Source organism: Amycolatopsis sp. NPDC051373, assembly GCF_040689465.1.
Classification (GTDB): domain Bacteria; phylum Actinomycetota; class Actinomycetes; order Mycobacteriales; family Pseudonocardiaceae; genus Amycolatopsis.
This window is the reverse complement of sequence record NZ_JBFBAE010000029.1, coordinates 64543-79620: the sequence shown is the minus strand read 5'-3', so window position 1 is coordinate 79620 and position 15078 is coordinate 64543. Positions and strand designations below refer to the sequence as shown.

Below are 15078 nucleotides of genomic sequence, written 5' to 3'. Positions count from 1 at the left end.
AGCCCCGTCAGTTCGAGAGCCGCCGTCATTTTTCCAGCCTCAGTGCCTCGGTCGGACACCCCGTCACGGCTTGCTCCACTTCGGACTCCAGCCCGTCGGGCACGGTCTCGGACGACAGGACCAGGTCACCGTTGTCGTCCACCTCGAACACCTCGGGCGCGAACGACTCGCAGATTCCCAGCCCGGTGCAGCGGGCGCGGTCCACGACGATCTTCACGTGCTCACTCCTTCCGCGCGGCGGGAACCAGGACGGGCTTGACGACCTCGCCCTTCAGGCTCGCCTGCTCGGCTTCGTTGATCTCCTCGAACGGGAACGTCTCCACGAGCCGGTCGAACGGGAACCGGCCCTGGCGCCACAGCTCGATCAGCCGCGGGATCATCACCTGCGGCACGGCGTCGCCCTCGAGGATTCCCATCACGTTGCGGCCCACGGCGAGCGCCGTCGGGTCGAGCACCAGGTCGCCCTGCTGCACCCCGACGAGCCCGCACGTGCCGGTCGGGCGCAGCACCGCGATCGCCGTGGTGATCACCGACGGCACGCCGGTGGTGTCCAGCGTGTACTGAGCGCCGCCCGTGGCCGCGAGCAGCTGCTCCACCAGGTCGGCCGCGGCGCCGTCGGCGGTGTGCGTGGCGCCGAGCTCCTTCGCCAGTTCCAGCCGGCGCGGGTTGAGATCCACGGCGACGATCCGCGCGGCACCGGCCACCCGCGCGGCCATCACCGCGGACAGGCCCACGCCGCCGGCGCCGAACACGACAAAACTCGTGCCGGGTGCCACGCCGAGCGCACTGAACACCGAGGCCGCGCCGGTCTGGATGCCGCAGCCGAGCGGGCCGAGCAGCTCCAGCGGCAGCTCCGGGTCGACCTTCACCGCGTTGCGCGCGGCGACCACCGAGTGCGAGGCGAACGACGACTGCCCGAACCAGCGCGCGGCCACGGCTTCGCCGGCGGCGTCGAGCACCGGCTGCTCGCCGTCCGGGTCGTGGCCGGTGAGGTTGCGTCGGAAGAAGGTCTCGCAGTACGACGGGTGCCCGGCGACGCAGTTGGCGCAGTGGCCGCAGAAGTCGAACGAGAGCACCACGTGGTCTCCCGGCGCCAGGCTCGTCACGTCGGCGCCCACGGCCTCGACGATCCCCGAGCCTTCGTGCCCGGTGATGATCGGCGGCGCGGCCAGGAAACCCGGCGCGCGCGGCAGCAGGTCGGTGTGGCACAGCCCGGCGCCCGCGATGCGTACCAGCACCTGGTCCGCGCCCGGGGCGGGCAGCTCGACGTCCTCGATCCGGTAGGGCCCGTCGGCGGCGCGCAGCACCGCGGCCTTGATCTGCATGATCTTCTCGCTCCTGGTGGGTCCGAAGGGGTCGGTCAGCGGGTGAGCTCGCCCTTGACGAGCTTCCCGGTGGGAGTGCGGGGCAGCCGGTCCACGAAAGTGAACGCACGGGGCACCTTGTAGTGGGCGATGCGTTCGCGCAGGTACTCGCGCAACTCGTCGCCGAGGCCGGGCCCGGCCTCGCCCGCGGGTTCGACGAACGCCTGCACCGCCTCGCCCATCTCCGCGTCGGGCACACCGACCACGGCGACGTCGAGCACCTTCGGGTGCAGCGTCAGCGCGTTCTCGATCTCCTGCGGGTAGATGTTCACCCCGCCGGAGATGATCATGAAGGCCTTGCGGTCGGTGAGGAACAGGAAGCCGTCCTCGTCGACGTACCCGACGTCGCCGGTGGTGGTCCACGTCGGGTGCTCCGGGTGCTGCGCTTCGGCGGTCTTGCCCGGGTCGTTGTGGTAGGCGAACGGCAGCGCGTCGCGTTCGAAGTAGACGGTGCCGATGCCGCCCGCCGGCAGCTCTTCGCCGTGTTCGCCGCAGATGCGGATCACACCGACGCCGGCCGGCCCGACCGAGCCGGGCTTGCGCAGCCACTGCTCACTGTCGATGAACGTGATGCCGCTGCCCTCGGTGGACGAGTAGTACTCGTGCAGGATCGGGCCCCACCAGTCGATCATGGCGCGCTTGACGTCGATCGGGCACGGCGCCGCGGCGTGGACGGCCGCGCACTGGCTCGACAGGTCGTACTTCGCGCGCGTGGCTTCGGGGAGCTTGAGCATGCGGACGAACATCGTCGGCACCCACTGGCTGTGCGTCACGCGGTGGGTCTCGATCGCGGAAAGCGCTTGCTCCGCGTCGAACTTCTCCATCAGCACCACCGTGCCGCCCAGCGCCTGCACCACACCGCCGAAGCGCAGCGGCGCCGCGTGGTAGACCGGCGCGGGCGAGAGGTAGACCGTGTCGGGTCCGAACCCGTACAGGGTCCCGAAAACCGCGGTGTAGACGTCACCCGGCTCGTCGACCCGGCGCTCGGGCAGCGGCGGCTTGATCCCCTTGGGCCGGCCGGTGGTGCCGGACGAGTAGAGCATGTCCATGCCCCGCGGCTGCTCCGGCAGCGGCTCGGCCGAGACGCTCGCCAGCGCGTCCTCATAGGACTCGTACCCGGCCACGCTTGCCCGGTACGCCAGCCGGATGCGCACCTTCGACGTGTCCGCGACGACGGCTTCGGCCACGTCGGCGAGCCCGGCCGACACGATGAGCGCCTCGGCGCCGCAGTCGTCGACGATGTAGGCGACCTCGCCCGGCGACAGGTGCCGGTTCACGGCCGTGATGTAGAGGCCCGAGCGCAGCGCGGCCCAGTAGACCTCGAACACTTTCGGGTCATTTCCCGAAAGGAGCGCGATGTGGTCGCCGCGGCGCAGGCCCGCTTCGTGCAGGTAGCGCGCCAGCCGCGCCGAACGCTCCTCCAGCTGCCCATACGTGAGCACCTCGCCGCCCGCCACGACGACGGCGGGCTTGCCGGGGAACTGCTCGGCGTGGACACCGGGGTACATGGGCGCTCCTGGCGGGGGAACCGGACCGGAAGCCGACCGGCGCGCCGCGGGCGTCCGAACCGGTCGGCTGTGACCTGGGAGAACTATCTAGCGTTCGTTAAGTTGAGCGTATGGCCCAGCTCACATGTTGTCAAGACAGTATGTCTGGATTCTCTGTCCAGTCAATTCGAGCGGCGAGCCGGTAGGGTGAGAGCGAAGAAAAGGAGGCTGGATGCCGTCGGTGACCCGCAAGCCCCAGACCGCTCGCAAGCAGCAGCGCCGGGAGACGCTCGGCCGCCAGTTGCTGGAGGCCACCGAGCGCCTCATGGGCGAGGGACTCACGTTCACCGAGCTGAGCGTCGACCGCCTGGCGTCCGAGGGCGGCATCTCGCGCGCCACCTTCTACGTCTACTTCGAGGACAAGGGCCAGCTGCTGCGGCTGTTCGCCCAGCACGTGTTCGCCGACCTCACCGAGGCCGCGCAACGCTGGTGGGACAGCGCCGACGCGCGCGATCCGGAGGACCTGCGGGCGTCGATCACGGAAATCATCGCCCGCTACCGCAACCACCGTTCGGTGCTCTACGCCGTGATCGAGATGGCGGCCTACGACTCCGAGGTCGACGAGCTCTACCGCGGCATCATGGAAGGCCTCGTCGACGCCATCGCGGCGATCATCGAACGCGGTCAAGCCGCCGGCACGATCGCCCCGATGCCCGTGCGCGCCACGGCTTCCGCGCTCACGTGGATGGTCGAGCGCACGTGCCACCAGACGCTGCGCTTCACCCCGGAGTCCGAGGACGACACGCTGGCCGACTCCATGACCGAGGTCATCTGGCGCACCCTGTACCTGGAGCCGGCGCCGCGTCCGTGACGCAACTCAGCGCTTGCGTTTCACCGGCCGCGCGCCGACGGTGCGCAGCGCGAGGTCCACGTACCGCTCGGCGAGCTCTTCGGGCTTGAGCGGGCCGCCGGGCTGGTACCAGCGCGCGATCGACTGACACATGCCCAGCACGGCCCGCACGGTCTCCTCGGGGTGGGCCACGGTGAACACACCCTCGCGCGCGCCGTCCTCGATGATGCCGGTCAGAACGGTCTCGATCTCCTTGCGGCGCGCGGCGTAACGCTTGCGCGAGTCCGGCGAGAGGTGCCGCAGCTCGAGGTCCAGCGCCGCCAGCCGCGTGCGGTGCGTCATGTGCAGCACCACTGCTTCGACGACGTTGACCAGCTGCTCGCGCGGGCCGGCCGCGTCGGCCGCCGCGGCGTTGACCCGGCTGACGGCTTCGCCGGTGCCCAGGTCGAGCAACGCGGCGAAGGCGCCTTCTTTGCTGTCGTGGTGGTAGTACAGCGACGGCACGGTCTGCCCGACCCGGCGGACGATGTCGCGCACCGACGTGCCGTGGAAACCGTGCTCGTAGAACGCGTCGAGTGCGGCGGCGAGCAGAGGCGTCAGCTCCAGCTCGTCGTAGTGCCGCCAGCCGGCCCCCGGCTCGACCTCGATCGAGACCGAAGCGGAGGTCACCGCCTCCCGCGCACGCACCATGTTCCACCCATCGAGTCCGGAAGCTTCCTCGCCGAGTCTAGGCTCAGCGCGGGGCCATGCGGATGGCGCCGTCGAGCCGGATGGTCTCGCCGTTGAGCATCGGGTTCTCCACAATGTGGCAGGCCAGCGCCGCGTACTCCGCCGGATCACCCAGCCGGGACGGGTGCGGCACCTGCGCGCCGAGTGACTCGACGGCCTCGTCGGGCAGCGTCGCGAACAGCGGCGTGCGGAACAGCCCCGGCGCGATGGTCATCACGCGGATCTTGAGGCTCGCCAAGTCACGCGCGATCGGCAGCGTCATGCCGACGATCCCGCCCTTCGACGCCGAGTACGCCGCCTGGCCGACCTGACCGTCGAAGGCTGCCACGGACGCGGTGTTCACGATGACCCCGCGTTCCTCCCCCACCGAGTCCACACCCGCGATGCGCTCGGCGGCCAGCCGGAGCACGTTGAACGTGCCGATCAGGTTGACCGACACGACCTTCGTGAACGCGTCCAGCGGGAACGCGCCCTTCTTCCCGACGGTCTTCACCGCGTTGCCGATGCCCGCGCAGTTCACGATCACCCGAAGGTCGCCCAGCGACGCGGCGGTGTCGACGGCGGCCTGCACATCGGCCTCGCTCGTCACGTCGGCCGGGGCGAACACGCCGTCCAGCTCCGCGGCGACCACCGCACCGTCCGAAGTGGGCAGATCGACCACCACCACCTTCGCGCCGCGCTTGTGCAGCTCCTTCGCGGTGGCCAGGCCCAGCCCCGACGCCCCGCCGGTCACGAGCGCGACCGTGTTCGCGATGTCCATCCGTGTCCTCCTCAGGCCAGCACGCCGGCCAGGCGGCCGGCGATGATCTCGTGTGCCTCGGCGACGACGCGGGAGACCAGCTCCGCCACCGTCGGCACGTCGTGGACGAGTCCCTGCACCACACCCGCGGACCAGATGCCGAGGTCGACGTCGCCGGTTTCGTACACCTTGCGGCCGCGGCTGCCCGCCACCAGGTCGCGCACGTCGTCGAAGCCACCGCCGCCGGCGAGGATGCCGACCACCTCGCGGCTCGTGGCGTTGGACGCCACCCGGGCGGTGTTGCGCAGCGACCGGAAGATCAGCTCCGTGTCGCGCTCGGTCGCCTCGACGAGGCGCTGCTTCACGTTGTCGTGCACCGGCGCCTCGGCCGTGGCGAGGAACCGGGTGCCCATGTTGACGCCGTCGGCGCCGAGCGCGAGCGCGGCGACGAGGCCGCGGCCGTCGGCGAACCCGCCGGAGGCGATCATCGGGATGGTGACCTGCTCGGCCGCGGCGGGGATCAGCACCAAGCCCGGGACGTCGTCCTCGCCGGGGTGCCCGGCACACTCGAACCCGTCGATGGAAACTCCGTCCACACCGAGGGCCTGCGCCTTCACCGCGTGGCGGACGCTGGTGCACTTGTGCAGCACTTTCACCCCGGCCGCTTTGAACGCGGGCAGGTGCTCGGCGGGGTTGAACCCGGCGGTCTCGACGACGGGCACGCCGGAACTGGTGATCACGTCGCGATACTCGGCGTACGGCGGCGGGTTGATCGACGGCAGGATCGTGAGGTTCACCCCGAAGGGTTTGTCCGTGAGCTCCCGGCAGCGGACGATCTCCTTCGCCAGGTCCTCCGGCGTCGGCTGCGTGAGCGAGGTGAGGAATCCGAGCGCGCCCGCGTTGGCCACGGCGGCCACGAGCTCCGCGCGGCCCACCCACTGCATGCCGCCTTGGACAATGGGGTGCGCCACCCCGAAAACCTCGCAGAAGCGCGTGCGCAGCATCCGGACTCCCTCGTTCGGCCTACGTTCGGTTCGGGACTGTGTTTCACCACCGAAGGTAACTTAACGATCGTTAGATATACAGTGACCCGTGTCTCTTGACAGCGGCGGGCGTGTTTAACGATCGTTAGATAACTTTCGACGACGCAGGGGGGCACCGTGCAGCGCCAGCTCTTCACCGCCGACCACGAGGCCTACCGCGAACTGGTCCGGGAGTTCACCGCACGCGAAGTCGTACCGAACCTCGACCGGTGGGACGCCGACCGGCTGATCGACCGCGAGGTCTGGCGCGCCGCCGGCAAGCAGGGCGTGATCGGGCTGGCCGTGCCGGAGGAGCACGGCGGCGCCGGGCAGCCGGACTACCGCTACCGCGTGGTCGTGGCCGAGGAACTGGCGCGGGTCGGGGCGGCCTCGCTGCACTCGAGTTTCGGGCTGCAGGACGACGTCGTCATTCCCTACGTGCAGGACCTCGGCACCGACGAGCAGCGGCGGAAGTGGCTGCCGGGCATGGCTTCGGGCGAGCTGATCGGCGCCATCGCGATGACCGAGCCCGGCGCGGGCAGCGATCTGCAGGGCGTGCGCACCACGGCTGTGCGCGACGGTGACGAATGGGTCCTCAATGGACAGAAGACTTTCATCACCAGCGGCATCAACGCCGATTTCGTGATCGTGGTGGCGCGCACGGACCCGGCGGCGGGTTCGCGCGGGTTCAGCCTGATCGTAGTCGAGGACGGCACCCCCGGATTCACGCGCGGACGCAAGCTCGACAAGGTCGGCCTGCACGCCCAGGACACCGCGGAGCTGTTCTTCGAACAGGTACGCGTGCCGGTGGCGAATCTGCTCGGCACCGAGGGCCGCGGGTTCGCGCACCTGATGGAACGGCTGCCGCGCGAGCGCATGTCGATCGCCGTCGGCAGCCTCGCGAGCGTCGACGCGGTGTTCGCCGAGACGCGCGAATACTGCTTCAGCCGCAAGGCGTTCGGCAAGGCGATCAGCGACTTCCAGAACACCCGCTTCGTCCTCGCGGAGATCGCCACCGAACGCGATGTGACGGCCGCGTACCTCGACGCGTGCGTGCACGAACTCAACGGAGGCACCCTCACCGCGGTCGATGCGGCGAAGGCGAAGTGGTGGGCCAGCGAGCTGCAGAAGCGCGTCGTCGACCGCTGCGTGCAGCTGCACGGCGGCTACGGCTACATGCTGGAGTACCCCGTCGCGCGGGCCTTTGTGGACTCCCGCATCCAGACGATTTACGGCGGCACCACCGAGATCATGAAGGAGATCATCGGCCGGGACTTGGCCGTCCGGGACTAGCCGCCGCCAACTGACCACCCTCTCTCACGAAAAGGCTGGCGTTACATGGGTTTGCGCACGGCGAAGGAGTACCGGGACGGGCTGCGCGACGGCCGTCGCGTGTTCTACCGCGGGCAGCGGGTGACGAGCGTGGGCGACCACCCGGAGCTGACGCTCGCGGTGGACCACTCCGCGCACTGCTTCGACATCGCGCAGTCGCACCCCGAGCTGGCCGTCGCCGACGGGTACTCGGCGTTCTACCGGGTGCCGCGTTCGGCCGAACAGCTGCGGGCACGCGGTGAGCTGATCGAGACCGTCTCCGCTGGGCGGCGGGATCATCGTGCTCAAGGAGGTGGGCAGCGACGCGATGTTCGCGCTGCTGCGCACGCTCGAAGGTGAGAAACTGGAGCGTGCGAAGGCGTTCCACGAGCGCGTGTGCCGCGACGACCTGGCGCTGGCCGTGGCGCAGACAGACGTGAAGGGCGACCGTTCACTCGCACCGCACCAGCAGGCCGACCCGGACCTGTACCTGCGGATCGTCGACGAGGACGCCGACTCGATCACCGTGCGCGGCGCGAAGTGCCACACGTCGTATTCGGCCAACGCCGACGAGCTGATCGTGCTGCCGACCCGCGCGATGGGACCTGAGGACGCGGACTACGCGGTGTCGTTCGCGATCCCGGTCGACACGCCGGGTCTGGACATCTACGTGTCGCCCTACCTCGCCGGTGAGCGCAACGAGTTCGAATTCCCGTTGTCGTCGAAGCACAAGATGCTCGAGAGCCTCACGGTGTTCGACGATGTGCGGGTGCCGAAGGAGCGCGTGTTCCTGAACCGGCGCCCGGAGCTGGCGGGGCCGCTGGCGATCGCGTTCGTGGACTACCACCGGTTCACCGCGATCAACTACAAGCTGCCGCTGCTCGACCTGCTCGTGGGCTCGGCGTCGCTGATCGCGGAGTACAACGGCATCGCGCGCGCCGGGCATGTGAAGGACAAGATCACGCAGCTCATCGCGTACGCCGAGACGGTGCGCGGGCTCGCGGAGCTGGCCGCGCTGCGGTCGCGGCCCGGGCAGGACGGCATCCAGCAGCCCGACCCAGTCGCGGTGAACACGGCGAAGTACACCTTCGCGCACGGTTTCCACGGCGCGGCGGCGAAGCTCATGGACCTCGCCGGCGGCCTGCTCGCCACCGGCCCCGGCGGTGAGGACTGGGCGAACCCGGAGATCCGCGCGGTGCTGGAGAAGTACTACGCGGCCGCCGTGCCGGCCGAGCCCCGGCTGCGGCTGCGGCTGCTGAACCTCATCGCCGACCTCACCGCCCGCGACTACGGTGGCTACCAGGCCGTGCTCGCCACGCACGCGGAAGGTTCGCTGGAGGCGGAGAAGCTGCAGATCGCCCGCACCTACGACCCGACGCGCGCCCGGGCGTACGTCAGCCACCACGCCGGACTCGCCTGAAAGGGGCCTTCCTTGACCGCGCCAGTTGATGTGCCAGTGAAGATCGAGCAGGACGGTGCCGCACTCCGCATCGAGTTCGACCGGCCCGACCGGCTCAACGCCGTGACCACCGCGATGCTCGTCCGCGTGGGCGACGCCGTGGAGGAAGCGCTGGCGGACGCGAGCGTGCGGGTGGTCGTACTGACCGGCGCCGGGCGTGCCTTCTGCGCCGGCGCCGATCTCGCCGGCAGCGACATCGAAGCCGACCCGGACACGGGCACGATCGACGCCGCCAACCGGCTCACGCGCCTGTTCCGCGACATCCCCAAGCCGGTGGTGGCCGCGGTGAACGGCCCGGCCGTGGGCGTGGGCTGCTCGTTCGCGCTGGCCGCGGACCTGTGCGTGGCACGGGAGTCGGCGTACTTCCTGCTGGCCTTCGCCAACGTCGGTCTCATGCCCGACGGCGGCTCCACCGCTTTGGTTCCCGCCGCCATCGGCCGCGCCCGGGCGGCGCGGATGGCGATGCTGGCCGAACGTGTGCCGGCTCCGCAGGCCCTGGAGTGGGGCATGATCTCCCACGTCGTGCCGGACACCGACTTCGACGCGGAGGTCGCTCGCCTCACCCAGCAGCTGGCCGAGGGCCCCACGGCTTCGTTCGCACAGACGAAGCGGGCGTTGGCCGCTTCGTCGCTGGCCCAGCTCGACGGCGCGTTCGAGCTGGAGCGGGCCGGTCAGTCGTCGTTGTTCGCCACGAAGGACTTCGCCGAAGGCCTGGCCGCCTTCCGCGCCAAGCGTCGGCCCGAGTTCCGCGGCGAGTGAGGTCTACTGCCGTTCGTAGGGCAGCTTCTCGCCCGCCTCCACGGCGAACGGGAGCCGGTTGCCCTCGGGCGGCAGCGGGCACGTCGCGAAGTCGGTGAACGCACAGGGCAGGTTGCGCGCCCTCGTGAAGTCCACCGTGACGCGGCCGTACTCGTCCGGCTTGCCCACCGACAGCGACCGGTTGGCGGCGTAGGTGGTGACACCGCTGGTGGCGTCGGTGAAGAGGATCGTGAACCCGCCTTCGCGCCCGTTGAAGGCGGTCAGCGTGTACTCGGCACCATCGTGGGTGAACCGGACCTTGCCGGGCGCGGTGTACACGTGCGACAGCCCCTCGACCACGGCCCCCACCGTGACCGGCCGGGGCTCCTCGAACGCTTCGAACCGAGCTTCGACCGCCCAGCTCTCGTCCGGTTCATACGCCGGTACACCCCGGAACCCGGCGAGCACCGGCGCCTCGGGATCGTGCACGCGAATCAGGTACCCCGACCGCCTCGCGATCTCCACCTCGACGGCCCCGGCCCGCACCCGCGTCCCGGCGCCGCTGTTCACCAGCTCGATCCGCTGGACACCGGTGATCTTCTCGCCCTCGTGCTCGAGGTCGGCACCGTCCGGGTCGACGTACGCGGCTTCCTCGTCCTGCCACCACTTCCCGGGCAGGTTCCCGTAGCTGCGCGGCTCGTCCTCCAGCCAGTCGAGGGACACGAGCGCCAGCCAGCCGTAGGGGTCGGCCAGCTCCTTCTCGCGCTGGAGCTTCCAGTCCTGCCAGGCTTGGGTGAAGTCCCTGGTGCTCGCCGTCATGCTTGCCCCTTCCGTCGACCCGTGCTGGAGACAACGCCTCGCCGCGGGCGTTGTTCCGCGTCCCATCATGCGGGCGGCCCCGGGCGGAGCGATGCTGCTGCACCGGTCCGGCACCGGTGGGCCGCCGGTGGTCTTCCCGGCCGACGACGGGATGTTCGGCCTCTACTACTGGAACGTGCACGACCTCCTCGCGGAGTTCACCACGAGCGTGCTCTACGACCGGCTCGGCACGGGCTGGAGCGACGTGGTGGATCTCCCCCGCAGCGGCACGCAGGTGACCGGCGATCTGCACGAGCTGTTGCGCACCGCGGCGGTGCCCGGTGGATCAGGGGTTCAGCCGAGAGCGCTACCGGCAGTCCCTGCGGGAGCCGATGAACCTGCCGCGGCTGTTCGGCGAGGTCCGCGACGCCGGGCCTGATCCCGACGTGCCGCTGATCTTCGTGTCCGCCATGGGGATCGACCGGTTCGCCGAGGAACTGGTGCCGCCCGAAGCGCGCGCGTCGCTGGTCGAGTCCAATCAGGCCAAGCACCGGCTGTACACCGATCTGGCCGCAGCACTCCCCCAAGCCGAAGTCCGCCGCCTCGACGATGCCGGGCACTCGGGCCTCGCCTGGCTCCGGCCGGACGCCGTGGTCCAGGCGATCTGTGCCGTGTCGCCGCGCTGAGCCGGCCCCGCCGGTCTCGGGTCGGAAACGTGGGCCCTGTCGATCTCGGAACGGCGTTACGATCCGCCTTCCGGGTGAGGGGGAGCCATGGGGGAAACCGCTTCGGAGACAGCCGCGAAGACCAGGGCGCCGTTCGCGGCGGGCGGGGTCGGGGTCGTGGTGCTGGTGCAGGCCGCGGTGCTCACGGTGTTGTCGGGTGGGTACGGCTTCCATCGCGACGAGTTCTACTACGTCGCCGCCGGGAACAGGCTGGCGTGGGGGTACGTGGACCAGCCGCCGTTGACGCCGACGTTGGCGAAGCTCGCGACGATCCTGTTCGGGGACACGCCGCCCGGGCTGCGGGTGGTCGCGACGCTCGCCGGGGTGGCGACCGTGATCGTCCTGGCGTTGGTCGCGCGGGAGTTCGGGGCGGGATACGCGGGTCAGGTGATCACCGCCGTGGTCACGGCCCTGTCCGGTTACGTCCTCGTCGTCTCGCACATGCTGTCCACCACCACGATCGACATGCTGGTCTGGTCGGTGCTGGGGCTGTTCACCGTCAAGCTGCTCAAGACCGGCGACGGCCGCTGGTGGCTCGCGATCGGCGCGGCGACGGGCGTCGGGCTGCTCAACAAGTGGCTCGTGCCCCTGCTGCTCGTGGCGCTGGCGGTCAGCGTGTTCGTCACGGGGCCCCGCGAGGTGTTCCGGACGTGGTGGCTGGCGGCCGGCGCGGCCATCGCGCTCGCGGCGGTCGCGCCCGTGCTCGTCTGGGAGGCACGCAATGGCTGGCCCATGGTCACGTTCGCCGGCGGCATCAGCGAGAACGACGGTGCCGAGAACCGCCTGATGTTCGTCCCGCTGCAGATCGCGTACCTGTCCCCCGCGCTGGTGCCCGTGTGGATCGCCGGGATCGTGCGGCTGTGGAAGACGTCGCGGCTGCGCTCGCTCTCGCTGGCATACCCGATCCTCTGCGTCATCCTGCTCGCGCTCGGCGGCAAGCCGTACTACTCGCTGCCGCTGCTGATGCTGCTCACCGCCGCCGGGGTGCAACCCGCACTGGAGTGGTTCGCGCGCCGCCGGGCGAGGCGGTGGTGGCTGGTCGCCGCGGCGCTCGGGGCGGCCGTCTCCCTCGCCATCGGGCTGCCGACCGTGCCGGCGCAAGCCCTCGGTCCGGTGCTCGCGCTGAACAAGGAGCAGGGCGAGCAGATCGGCTGGCCGGGGTTCGTCACGACCGTCGCCGCCGTGTGGCGGCAGATTCCCGAGAAGGCCGACGCCGTCGTCTTCACCAGCAACTACGGCGAAGCCGGCGCGATCGAGCGCTACGGCCCGGCGCACGACTTGCCCGCGCCTTACTCGGGCCACATGTCCTACGCAGACTGGGGCCCGCCGCCCGACCGGATGGACGGGGCCGTGGTGCTCGTCGGCACGTTCGACCGCCCGGCCCGCGCGTTCACCGGCTGCCGCCAGGTCGCCGTGCAGGACACCGGGATCGACAACGACGAGCAGGGCACCCCGGTCGCCCTGTGCACCGGGACCACGGCCGCGTGGTCGGCACTCTGGCCGAGCCTCCGCCACTTCTCCTGACGCGCTCGGTAGGGTCGCTGCGTGAGCGAAGAGGCCGTGGAGATCTACACCGACGGAGCGTGCAGCGGCAACCCCGGCCCGGGCGGCTGGGGCGCCTTCCTGCGCTACGGCCGCCACGAGCGCGAGCTCTACGGCGGCGAGGACACCGTGACCACCAACAACCGCATGGAGCTGATGGCGCCGATCCGCGCGCTGGAAAGCCTCACGCGCCCCTCGGTCGTGCGGATCTACACCGACAGCACCTACGTCCGCAACGGCGTGATGCAGTGGATGCCGCGCTGGAAGAAGAACGGCTGGCAGACCGCGGCGAAGCAGCCTGTGAAAAACGCCGACCTGTGGCAGCGCCTCGACGCCGCGGGCGAACGCCACGAGGTCGAGTGGCTGTGGGTCAAGGGCCACGCCGGCCTGCCCGAGAACGAGCGCGCCGACCGGCTGGCGGTGAAGGGCGCGCAGGAGTCCGCCCAGGCAGGGGTCAAACGTGCCCGCGGCTGACCCACGCTGCCCCTGCGGCTTGCCGCAGGCCTACGCCGAGTGCTGCGGCCGCTTCCACGACGGCCGCCAGGCCGCGCCGACCGCCGAGTTGCTCATGCGCTCGCGCTACAGCGCGTTCGCCGTTGCCGATGCCGCGTACCTGCTGGCGACCTGGCACCCGGACACCCGCCCGAAGCGGCTGCGCCTCGACGACGGCCAGAAGTGGACCGGCCTCGACATCCTCGGCGGCACGGGCGGCGGGCTGCTGCAGAACGAGGGCACCGTCGAGTTCCGCGCGCACTACCGCTTCCGCGGCAACGAAGACACGCTGCACGAGAACAGCCGCTTCGTCCGCGAAGCCGGCCAATGGTTCTACGTCAGTGCCCTCTAGAACTGCGCTCTGACCCGGTTTCAGAGGGAATCCCACAGCCGGCGCTGCCCGGCGTCCGGATCGGACACGGTCTGGCTCACGTCGTCGAACAGCCGCGTGATCCGTGCGCGAGGCTCGTACGGCGCCCAGCCCGGGTCGCCCGTCGCGACGAAGCGGACCCACACGTCGAACATCTGCGTCGCCATCGCCTGCAGCCGAGCCGGATCCGGTTTCGCCAGCGCGAACAGGAAGCGCCAGTTCTTGTTGCCGATGTCGTCGAACATCAGCGGCAGGTCGAGCCCGTGCACGGCGCCGAGCCCCTTGCCGCGCGGCGCGATCCGCCAGTCGAGGCGGTACATCCACGCGGTACCGCCGGCGGCGTGCTGCGCCTCCGCCAGCCGGATGGCGGGCAGCCACCAGTCGCCGGCCGTCCGCACGCGGTTGCGCAACTGGTCCTCGGGCCAGTCCGGCAGCAGCTCGCGGTAGGCGGCGACGCCCTTGGCGATCGTCTCGTCGTCGAGCATCGTCGAGCCGGTGCCGAGCAGCTTCGCGCGCCCGGTCTGCAGCCAGGAGAACAGGTCCTGCTCATCGGCCGTCGTGCCGGTGAGGACCCGGACGTCGCGCGCGGCCCCGTCGGCCACAGCTTCACCCGGGTACCGGGGCAGCAGATCTCCGTCCACGATCACGCGGTAGGTCACGAGCTTCCCCGAAGCGGCCGCGACCCGTTGCTGCGCCTCGACGATCCGCGTCACCGGCAGCGTGGCGAGCTCGCCCGCGGACACGCCGAGGTCGGCCAGCAGCGCCGCCGCCACAGCCTCACCCTCGGCCGGCATGTGCACGACCGAGCCGACGCCCGTGCCGCTCTGCACGATCGCCTGGTGGAAAAGCCCCCGCGTCCGCGGCACGGCCAGCAACGTGCCGACCGTGCGCCCGCCGTTCGACTGTCCGGCGAGCGTGACCCGGTCCGGGTCGCCGCCGAACGCCGCCACGTTGTCGCGCACCCATTCCAGCGCGAGCACCTGGTCGTGCAGTGAAAGATTGCCCTCGGACACGCCGGGCAGCCGCAGCATGCCCAGCACCCCGAGGCGATAGCCGACGGTCACCACGACCACGCCGCGGCGCGCGTACGCCGACGCGTCGAACTGGTGCGGCGAGCCCATCACCCCGCCACCACCGTGGATCCACACCAGCACGGGGTACGGCCCGGGTGAGACCGGCGCGTAGACGTTGACGTGCAGGCAGTCCTCCTCGCCGGTGAACCCGCGCCCGGTCACCTCCGGCTGCGGAGCCCGCGCGGCGAACCGCGTCGCGTCGCGGACTCCGGTCCAGTTTCCAACCGGCCGCGGCGGCCGGAACCGCAGCGGACCCACGGGCGGCTCGGCGTAGGGCACACCCAGGAAATACCCGACCCCGTCGCGCATTTCGCCACGCACCGCACCGGCTCGCGTCTCCACCGTCGTCACGCGAGCCAGCCTAGTGACCACGCCGGTG

At 70.7% G+C, this 15078-nt stretch carries 18 protein-coding genes; 10 read left to right on the top strand and 8 right to left on the bottom strand.

Annotated elements, in window-relative coordinates; translation table 11 throughout:
• Positions 1 to 25: 25 nt before the first annotated feature.
• The 3 genes from AB0383_RS39815 to AB0383_RS39805 are packed head-to-tail and all read right to left on the bottom strand — an operon-like array spanning position 26 to position 2872.
• Positions 26 to 217: a ferredoxin gene (locus AB0383_RS39815; RefSeq protein WP_220241991.1), complete on the bottom strand. Its 192-nt coding sequence runs from the start codon at positions 215 to 217 to the stop codon at positions 26 to 28.
• 4 nt (positions 218 to 221) lie between these two features.
• Positions 222 to 1325 carry an NAD(P)-dependent alcohol dehydrogenase gene (locus AB0383_RS39810; protein ID WP_366190047.1) on the bottom strand — a complete coding sequence of 368 codons (1104 nt, stop codon included), beginning with the start codon at positions 1323 to 1325 and terminating at the stop codon, positions 222 to 224.
• A 35-nt stretch (positions 1326 to 1360) separates the two neighbouring features.
• On the bottom strand, positions 1361 to 2872 hold the full coding sequence (locus AB0383_RS39805) for an acyl-CoA synthetase (RefSeq protein ID WP_366190046.1): 1512 nt from the start codon (positions 2870 to 2872) through the stop codon (positions 1361 to 1363).
• 211 nt (positions 2873 to 3083) lie between these two features.
• Here AB0383_RS39805 and AB0383_RS39800 point away from each other — a divergent pair, with 211 nt between their 5' ends.
• A complete protein-coding gene (locus AB0383_RS39800; protein WP_364185684.1) occupies positions 3084 to 3722 on the top strand; it encodes a TetR/AcrR family transcriptional regulator in 639 nt (212 codons plus the stop codon).
• A gap of 6 nt (positions 3723 to 3728) precedes the next feature.
• Here AB0383_RS39800 and AB0383_RS39795 read toward each other — a convergent pair whose 3' ends face one another.
• Genes AB0383_RS39795 through AB0383_RS39785 form a run of 3 tightly spaced genes read right to left on the bottom strand, consistent with a single transcriptional unit; the run spans position 3729 to position 6173 of the window.
• The gene (locus tag AB0383_RS39795; RefSeq protein WP_364185682.1) at positions 3729 to 4391 is read right to left on the bottom strand and encodes a TetR/AcrR family transcriptional regulator; all 663 of its coding nucleotides are present in this window, start codon (positions 4389 to 4391) and stop codon (positions 3729 to 3731) included.
• A gap of 43 nt (positions 4392 to 4434) precedes the next feature.
• A complete protein-coding gene (locus tag AB0383_RS39790) occupies positions 4435 to 5190 on the bottom strand; it encodes a 3-hydroxyacyl-CoA dehydrogenase (protein ID WP_366190045.1) in 756 nt (251 codons plus the stop codon).
• Between the two features lie 11 nt (positions 5191 to 5201).
• Complete coding sequence (locus AB0383_RS39785) at positions 5202 to 6173, bottom strand: nitronate monooxygenase family protein (protein WP_366190044.1); 972 nt, start codon at positions 6171 to 6173, stop codon at positions 5202 to 5204.
• Between the two features lie 156 nt (positions 6174 to 6329).
• Between AB0383_RS39785 and AB0383_RS39780 the strand changes: the two genes are divergently transcribed.
• Genes AB0383_RS39780 through AB0383_RS39765 form a run of 4 tightly spaced genes read left to right on the top strand, consistent with a single transcriptional unit; the run spans position 6330 to position 9720 of the window.
• Complete coding sequence (locus AB0383_RS39780; RefSeq protein WP_366190043.1) at positions 6330 to 7484, top strand: acyl-CoA dehydrogenase family protein; 1155 nt, start codon at positions 6330 to 6332, stop codon at positions 7482 to 7484.
• Between the two features lie 45 nt (positions 7485 to 7529).
• On the top strand, positions 7530 to 7862 hold the full coding sequence (locus AB0383_RS39775) for a 4-hydroxyphenylacetate 3-hydroxylase N-terminal domain-containing protein (RefSeq protein WP_366190042.1): 333 nt from the start codon (positions 7530 to 7532) through the stop codon (positions 7860 to 7862).
• Complete coding sequence (locus AB0383_RS39770; protein ID WP_366190041.1) at positions 7804 to 8922, top strand: 4-hydroxyphenylacetate 3-hydroxylase N-terminal domain-containing protein; 1119 nt, start codon at positions 7804 to 7806, stop codon at positions 8920 to 8922. The genes AB0383_RS39775 and AB0383_RS39770 overlap by 59 nt, the downstream gene beginning before the upstream one ends.
• Positions 8923 to 8958: 36 nt before the next feature.
• The gene (locus tag AB0383_RS39765; RefSeq protein ID WP_364185672.1) at positions 8959 to 9720 is read left to right on the top strand and encodes an enoyl-CoA hydratase; all 762 of its coding nucleotides are present in this window, start codon (positions 8959 to 8961) and stop codon (positions 9718 to 9720) included.
• Between the two features lie 3 nt (positions 9721 to 9723).
• Here AB0383_RS39765 and AB0383_RS39760 read toward each other — a convergent pair whose 3' ends face one another.
• Complete coding sequence (locus AB0383_RS39760; protein WP_366190040.1) at positions 9724 to 10518, bottom strand: DUF1684 domain-containing protein; 795 nt, start codon at positions 10516 to 10518, stop codon at positions 9724 to 9726.
• Positions 10519 to 10585: 67 nt separating this feature from the next.
• Here AB0383_RS39760 and AB0383_RS39755 point away from each other — a divergent pair, with 67 nt between their 5' ends.
• The 5 genes from AB0383_RS39755 (at position 10586) to AB0383_RS39735 (ending at position 13608) form a co-directional block, all read left to right on the top strand.
• Positions 10586 to 10936: a hypothetical protein gene (locus tag AB0383_RS39755; protein WP_366190039.1), complete on the top strand. Its 351-nt coding sequence runs from the start codon at positions 10586 to 10588 to the stop codon at positions 10934 to 10936.
• Positions 10890 to 11183, top strand: a complete 294-nt coding sequence (locus AB0383_RS39750) for a hypothetical protein (RefSeq protein ID WP_366190038.1) — start codon at positions 10890 to 10892, stop codon at positions 11181 to 11183. Before AB0383_RS39755 ends, AB0383_RS39750 begins: the two co-directional genes overlap by 47 nt.
• A gap of 87 nt (positions 11184 to 11270) precedes the next feature.
• The gene (locus tag AB0383_RS39745) at positions 11271 to 12746 is read left to right on the top strand and encodes a glycosyltransferase family 39 protein (RefSeq protein ID WP_366190037.1); all 1476 of its coding nucleotides are present in this window, start codon (positions 11271 to 11273) and stop codon (positions 12744 to 12746) included.
• Positions 12747 to 12767: 21 nt separating this feature from the next.
• Positions 12768 to 13238: a ribonuclease HI gene (rnhA, locus tag AB0383_RS39740; protein WP_255638179.1), complete on the top strand. Its 471-nt coding sequence runs from the start codon at positions 12768 to 12770 to the stop codon at positions 13236 to 13238.
• Entirely contained in the window at positions 13225 to 13608 is a 384-nt protein-coding gene (locus tag AB0383_RS39735) for a YchJ family metal-binding protein (protein WP_364185662.1), read from the top strand. The genes rnhA and AB0383_RS39735 overlap by 14 nt, the downstream gene beginning before the upstream one ends.
• Positions 13609 to 13628: 20 nt before the next feature.
• Here the strand turns inward: AB0383_RS39735 and AB0383_RS39730 are convergent, their stop codons facing one another.
• Entirely contained in the window at positions 13629 to 15050 is a 1422-nt protein-coding gene (locus tag AB0383_RS39730) for a carboxylesterase family protein (RefSeq protein WP_366190036.1), read from the bottom strand.
• Positions 15051 to 15078: the final 28 nt, after the last annotated feature.

What these genes read in the sequence shown, in the direction of transcription:
- AB0383_RS39795 (WP_364185682.1), bottom strand. Translation starts at nt 4,391, where the DNA reads ATGGTGCGTGCGCGGGAGGCGGTGACCTCCGCTTCGGTCTCGATCGAG.
- AB0383_RS39805 (WP_366190046.1), bottom strand. Translation starts at nt 2,872, where the DNA reads ATGTACCCCGGTGTCCACGCCGAGCAGTTCCCCGGCAAGCCCGCCGTC.
- AB0383_RS39800 (WP_364185684.1), top strand. Translation starts at nt 3,084, where the DNA reads ATGCCGTCGGTGACCCGCAAGCCCCAGACCGCTCGCAAGCAGCAGCGC.
- AB0383_RS39775 (WP_366190042.1), top strand. Translation starts at nt 7,530, where the DNA reads ATGGGTTTGCGCACGGCGAAGGAGTACCGGGACGGGCTGCGCGACGGC.
- AB0383_RS39745 (WP_366190037.1), top strand. Translation starts at nt 11,271, where the DNA reads ATGGGGGAAACCGCTTCGGAGACAGCCGCGAAGACCAGGGCGCCGTTC.
- AB0383_RS39785 (WP_366190044.1), bottom strand. Translation starts at nt 6,173, where the DNA reads ATGCTGCGCACGCGCTTCTGCGAGGTTTTCGGGGTGGCGCACCCCATT.
- AB0383_RS39810 (WP_366190047.1), bottom strand. Translation starts at nt 1,325, where the DNA reads ATGCAGATCAAGGCCGCGGTGCTGCGCGCCGCCGACGGGCCCTACCGG.
- AB0383_RS39755 (WP_366190039.1), top strand. Translation starts at nt 10,586, where the DNA reads ATGCGGGCGGCCCCGGGCGGAGCGATGCTGCTGCACCGGTCCGGCACC.
- AB0383_RS39760 (WP_366190040.1), bottom strand. Translation starts at nt 10,518, where the DNA reads ATGACGGCGAGCACCAGGGACTTCACCCAAGCCTGGCAGGACTGGAAG.
- AB0383_RS39790 (WP_366190045.1), bottom strand. Translation starts at nt 5,190, where the DNA reads ATGGACATCGCGAACACGGTCGCGCTCGTGACCGGCGGGGCGTCGGGG.
- AB0383_RS39750 (WP_366190038.1), top strand. Translation starts at nt 10,890, where the DNA reads ATGAACCTGCCGCGGCTGTTCGGCGAGGTCCGCGACGCCGGGCCTGAT.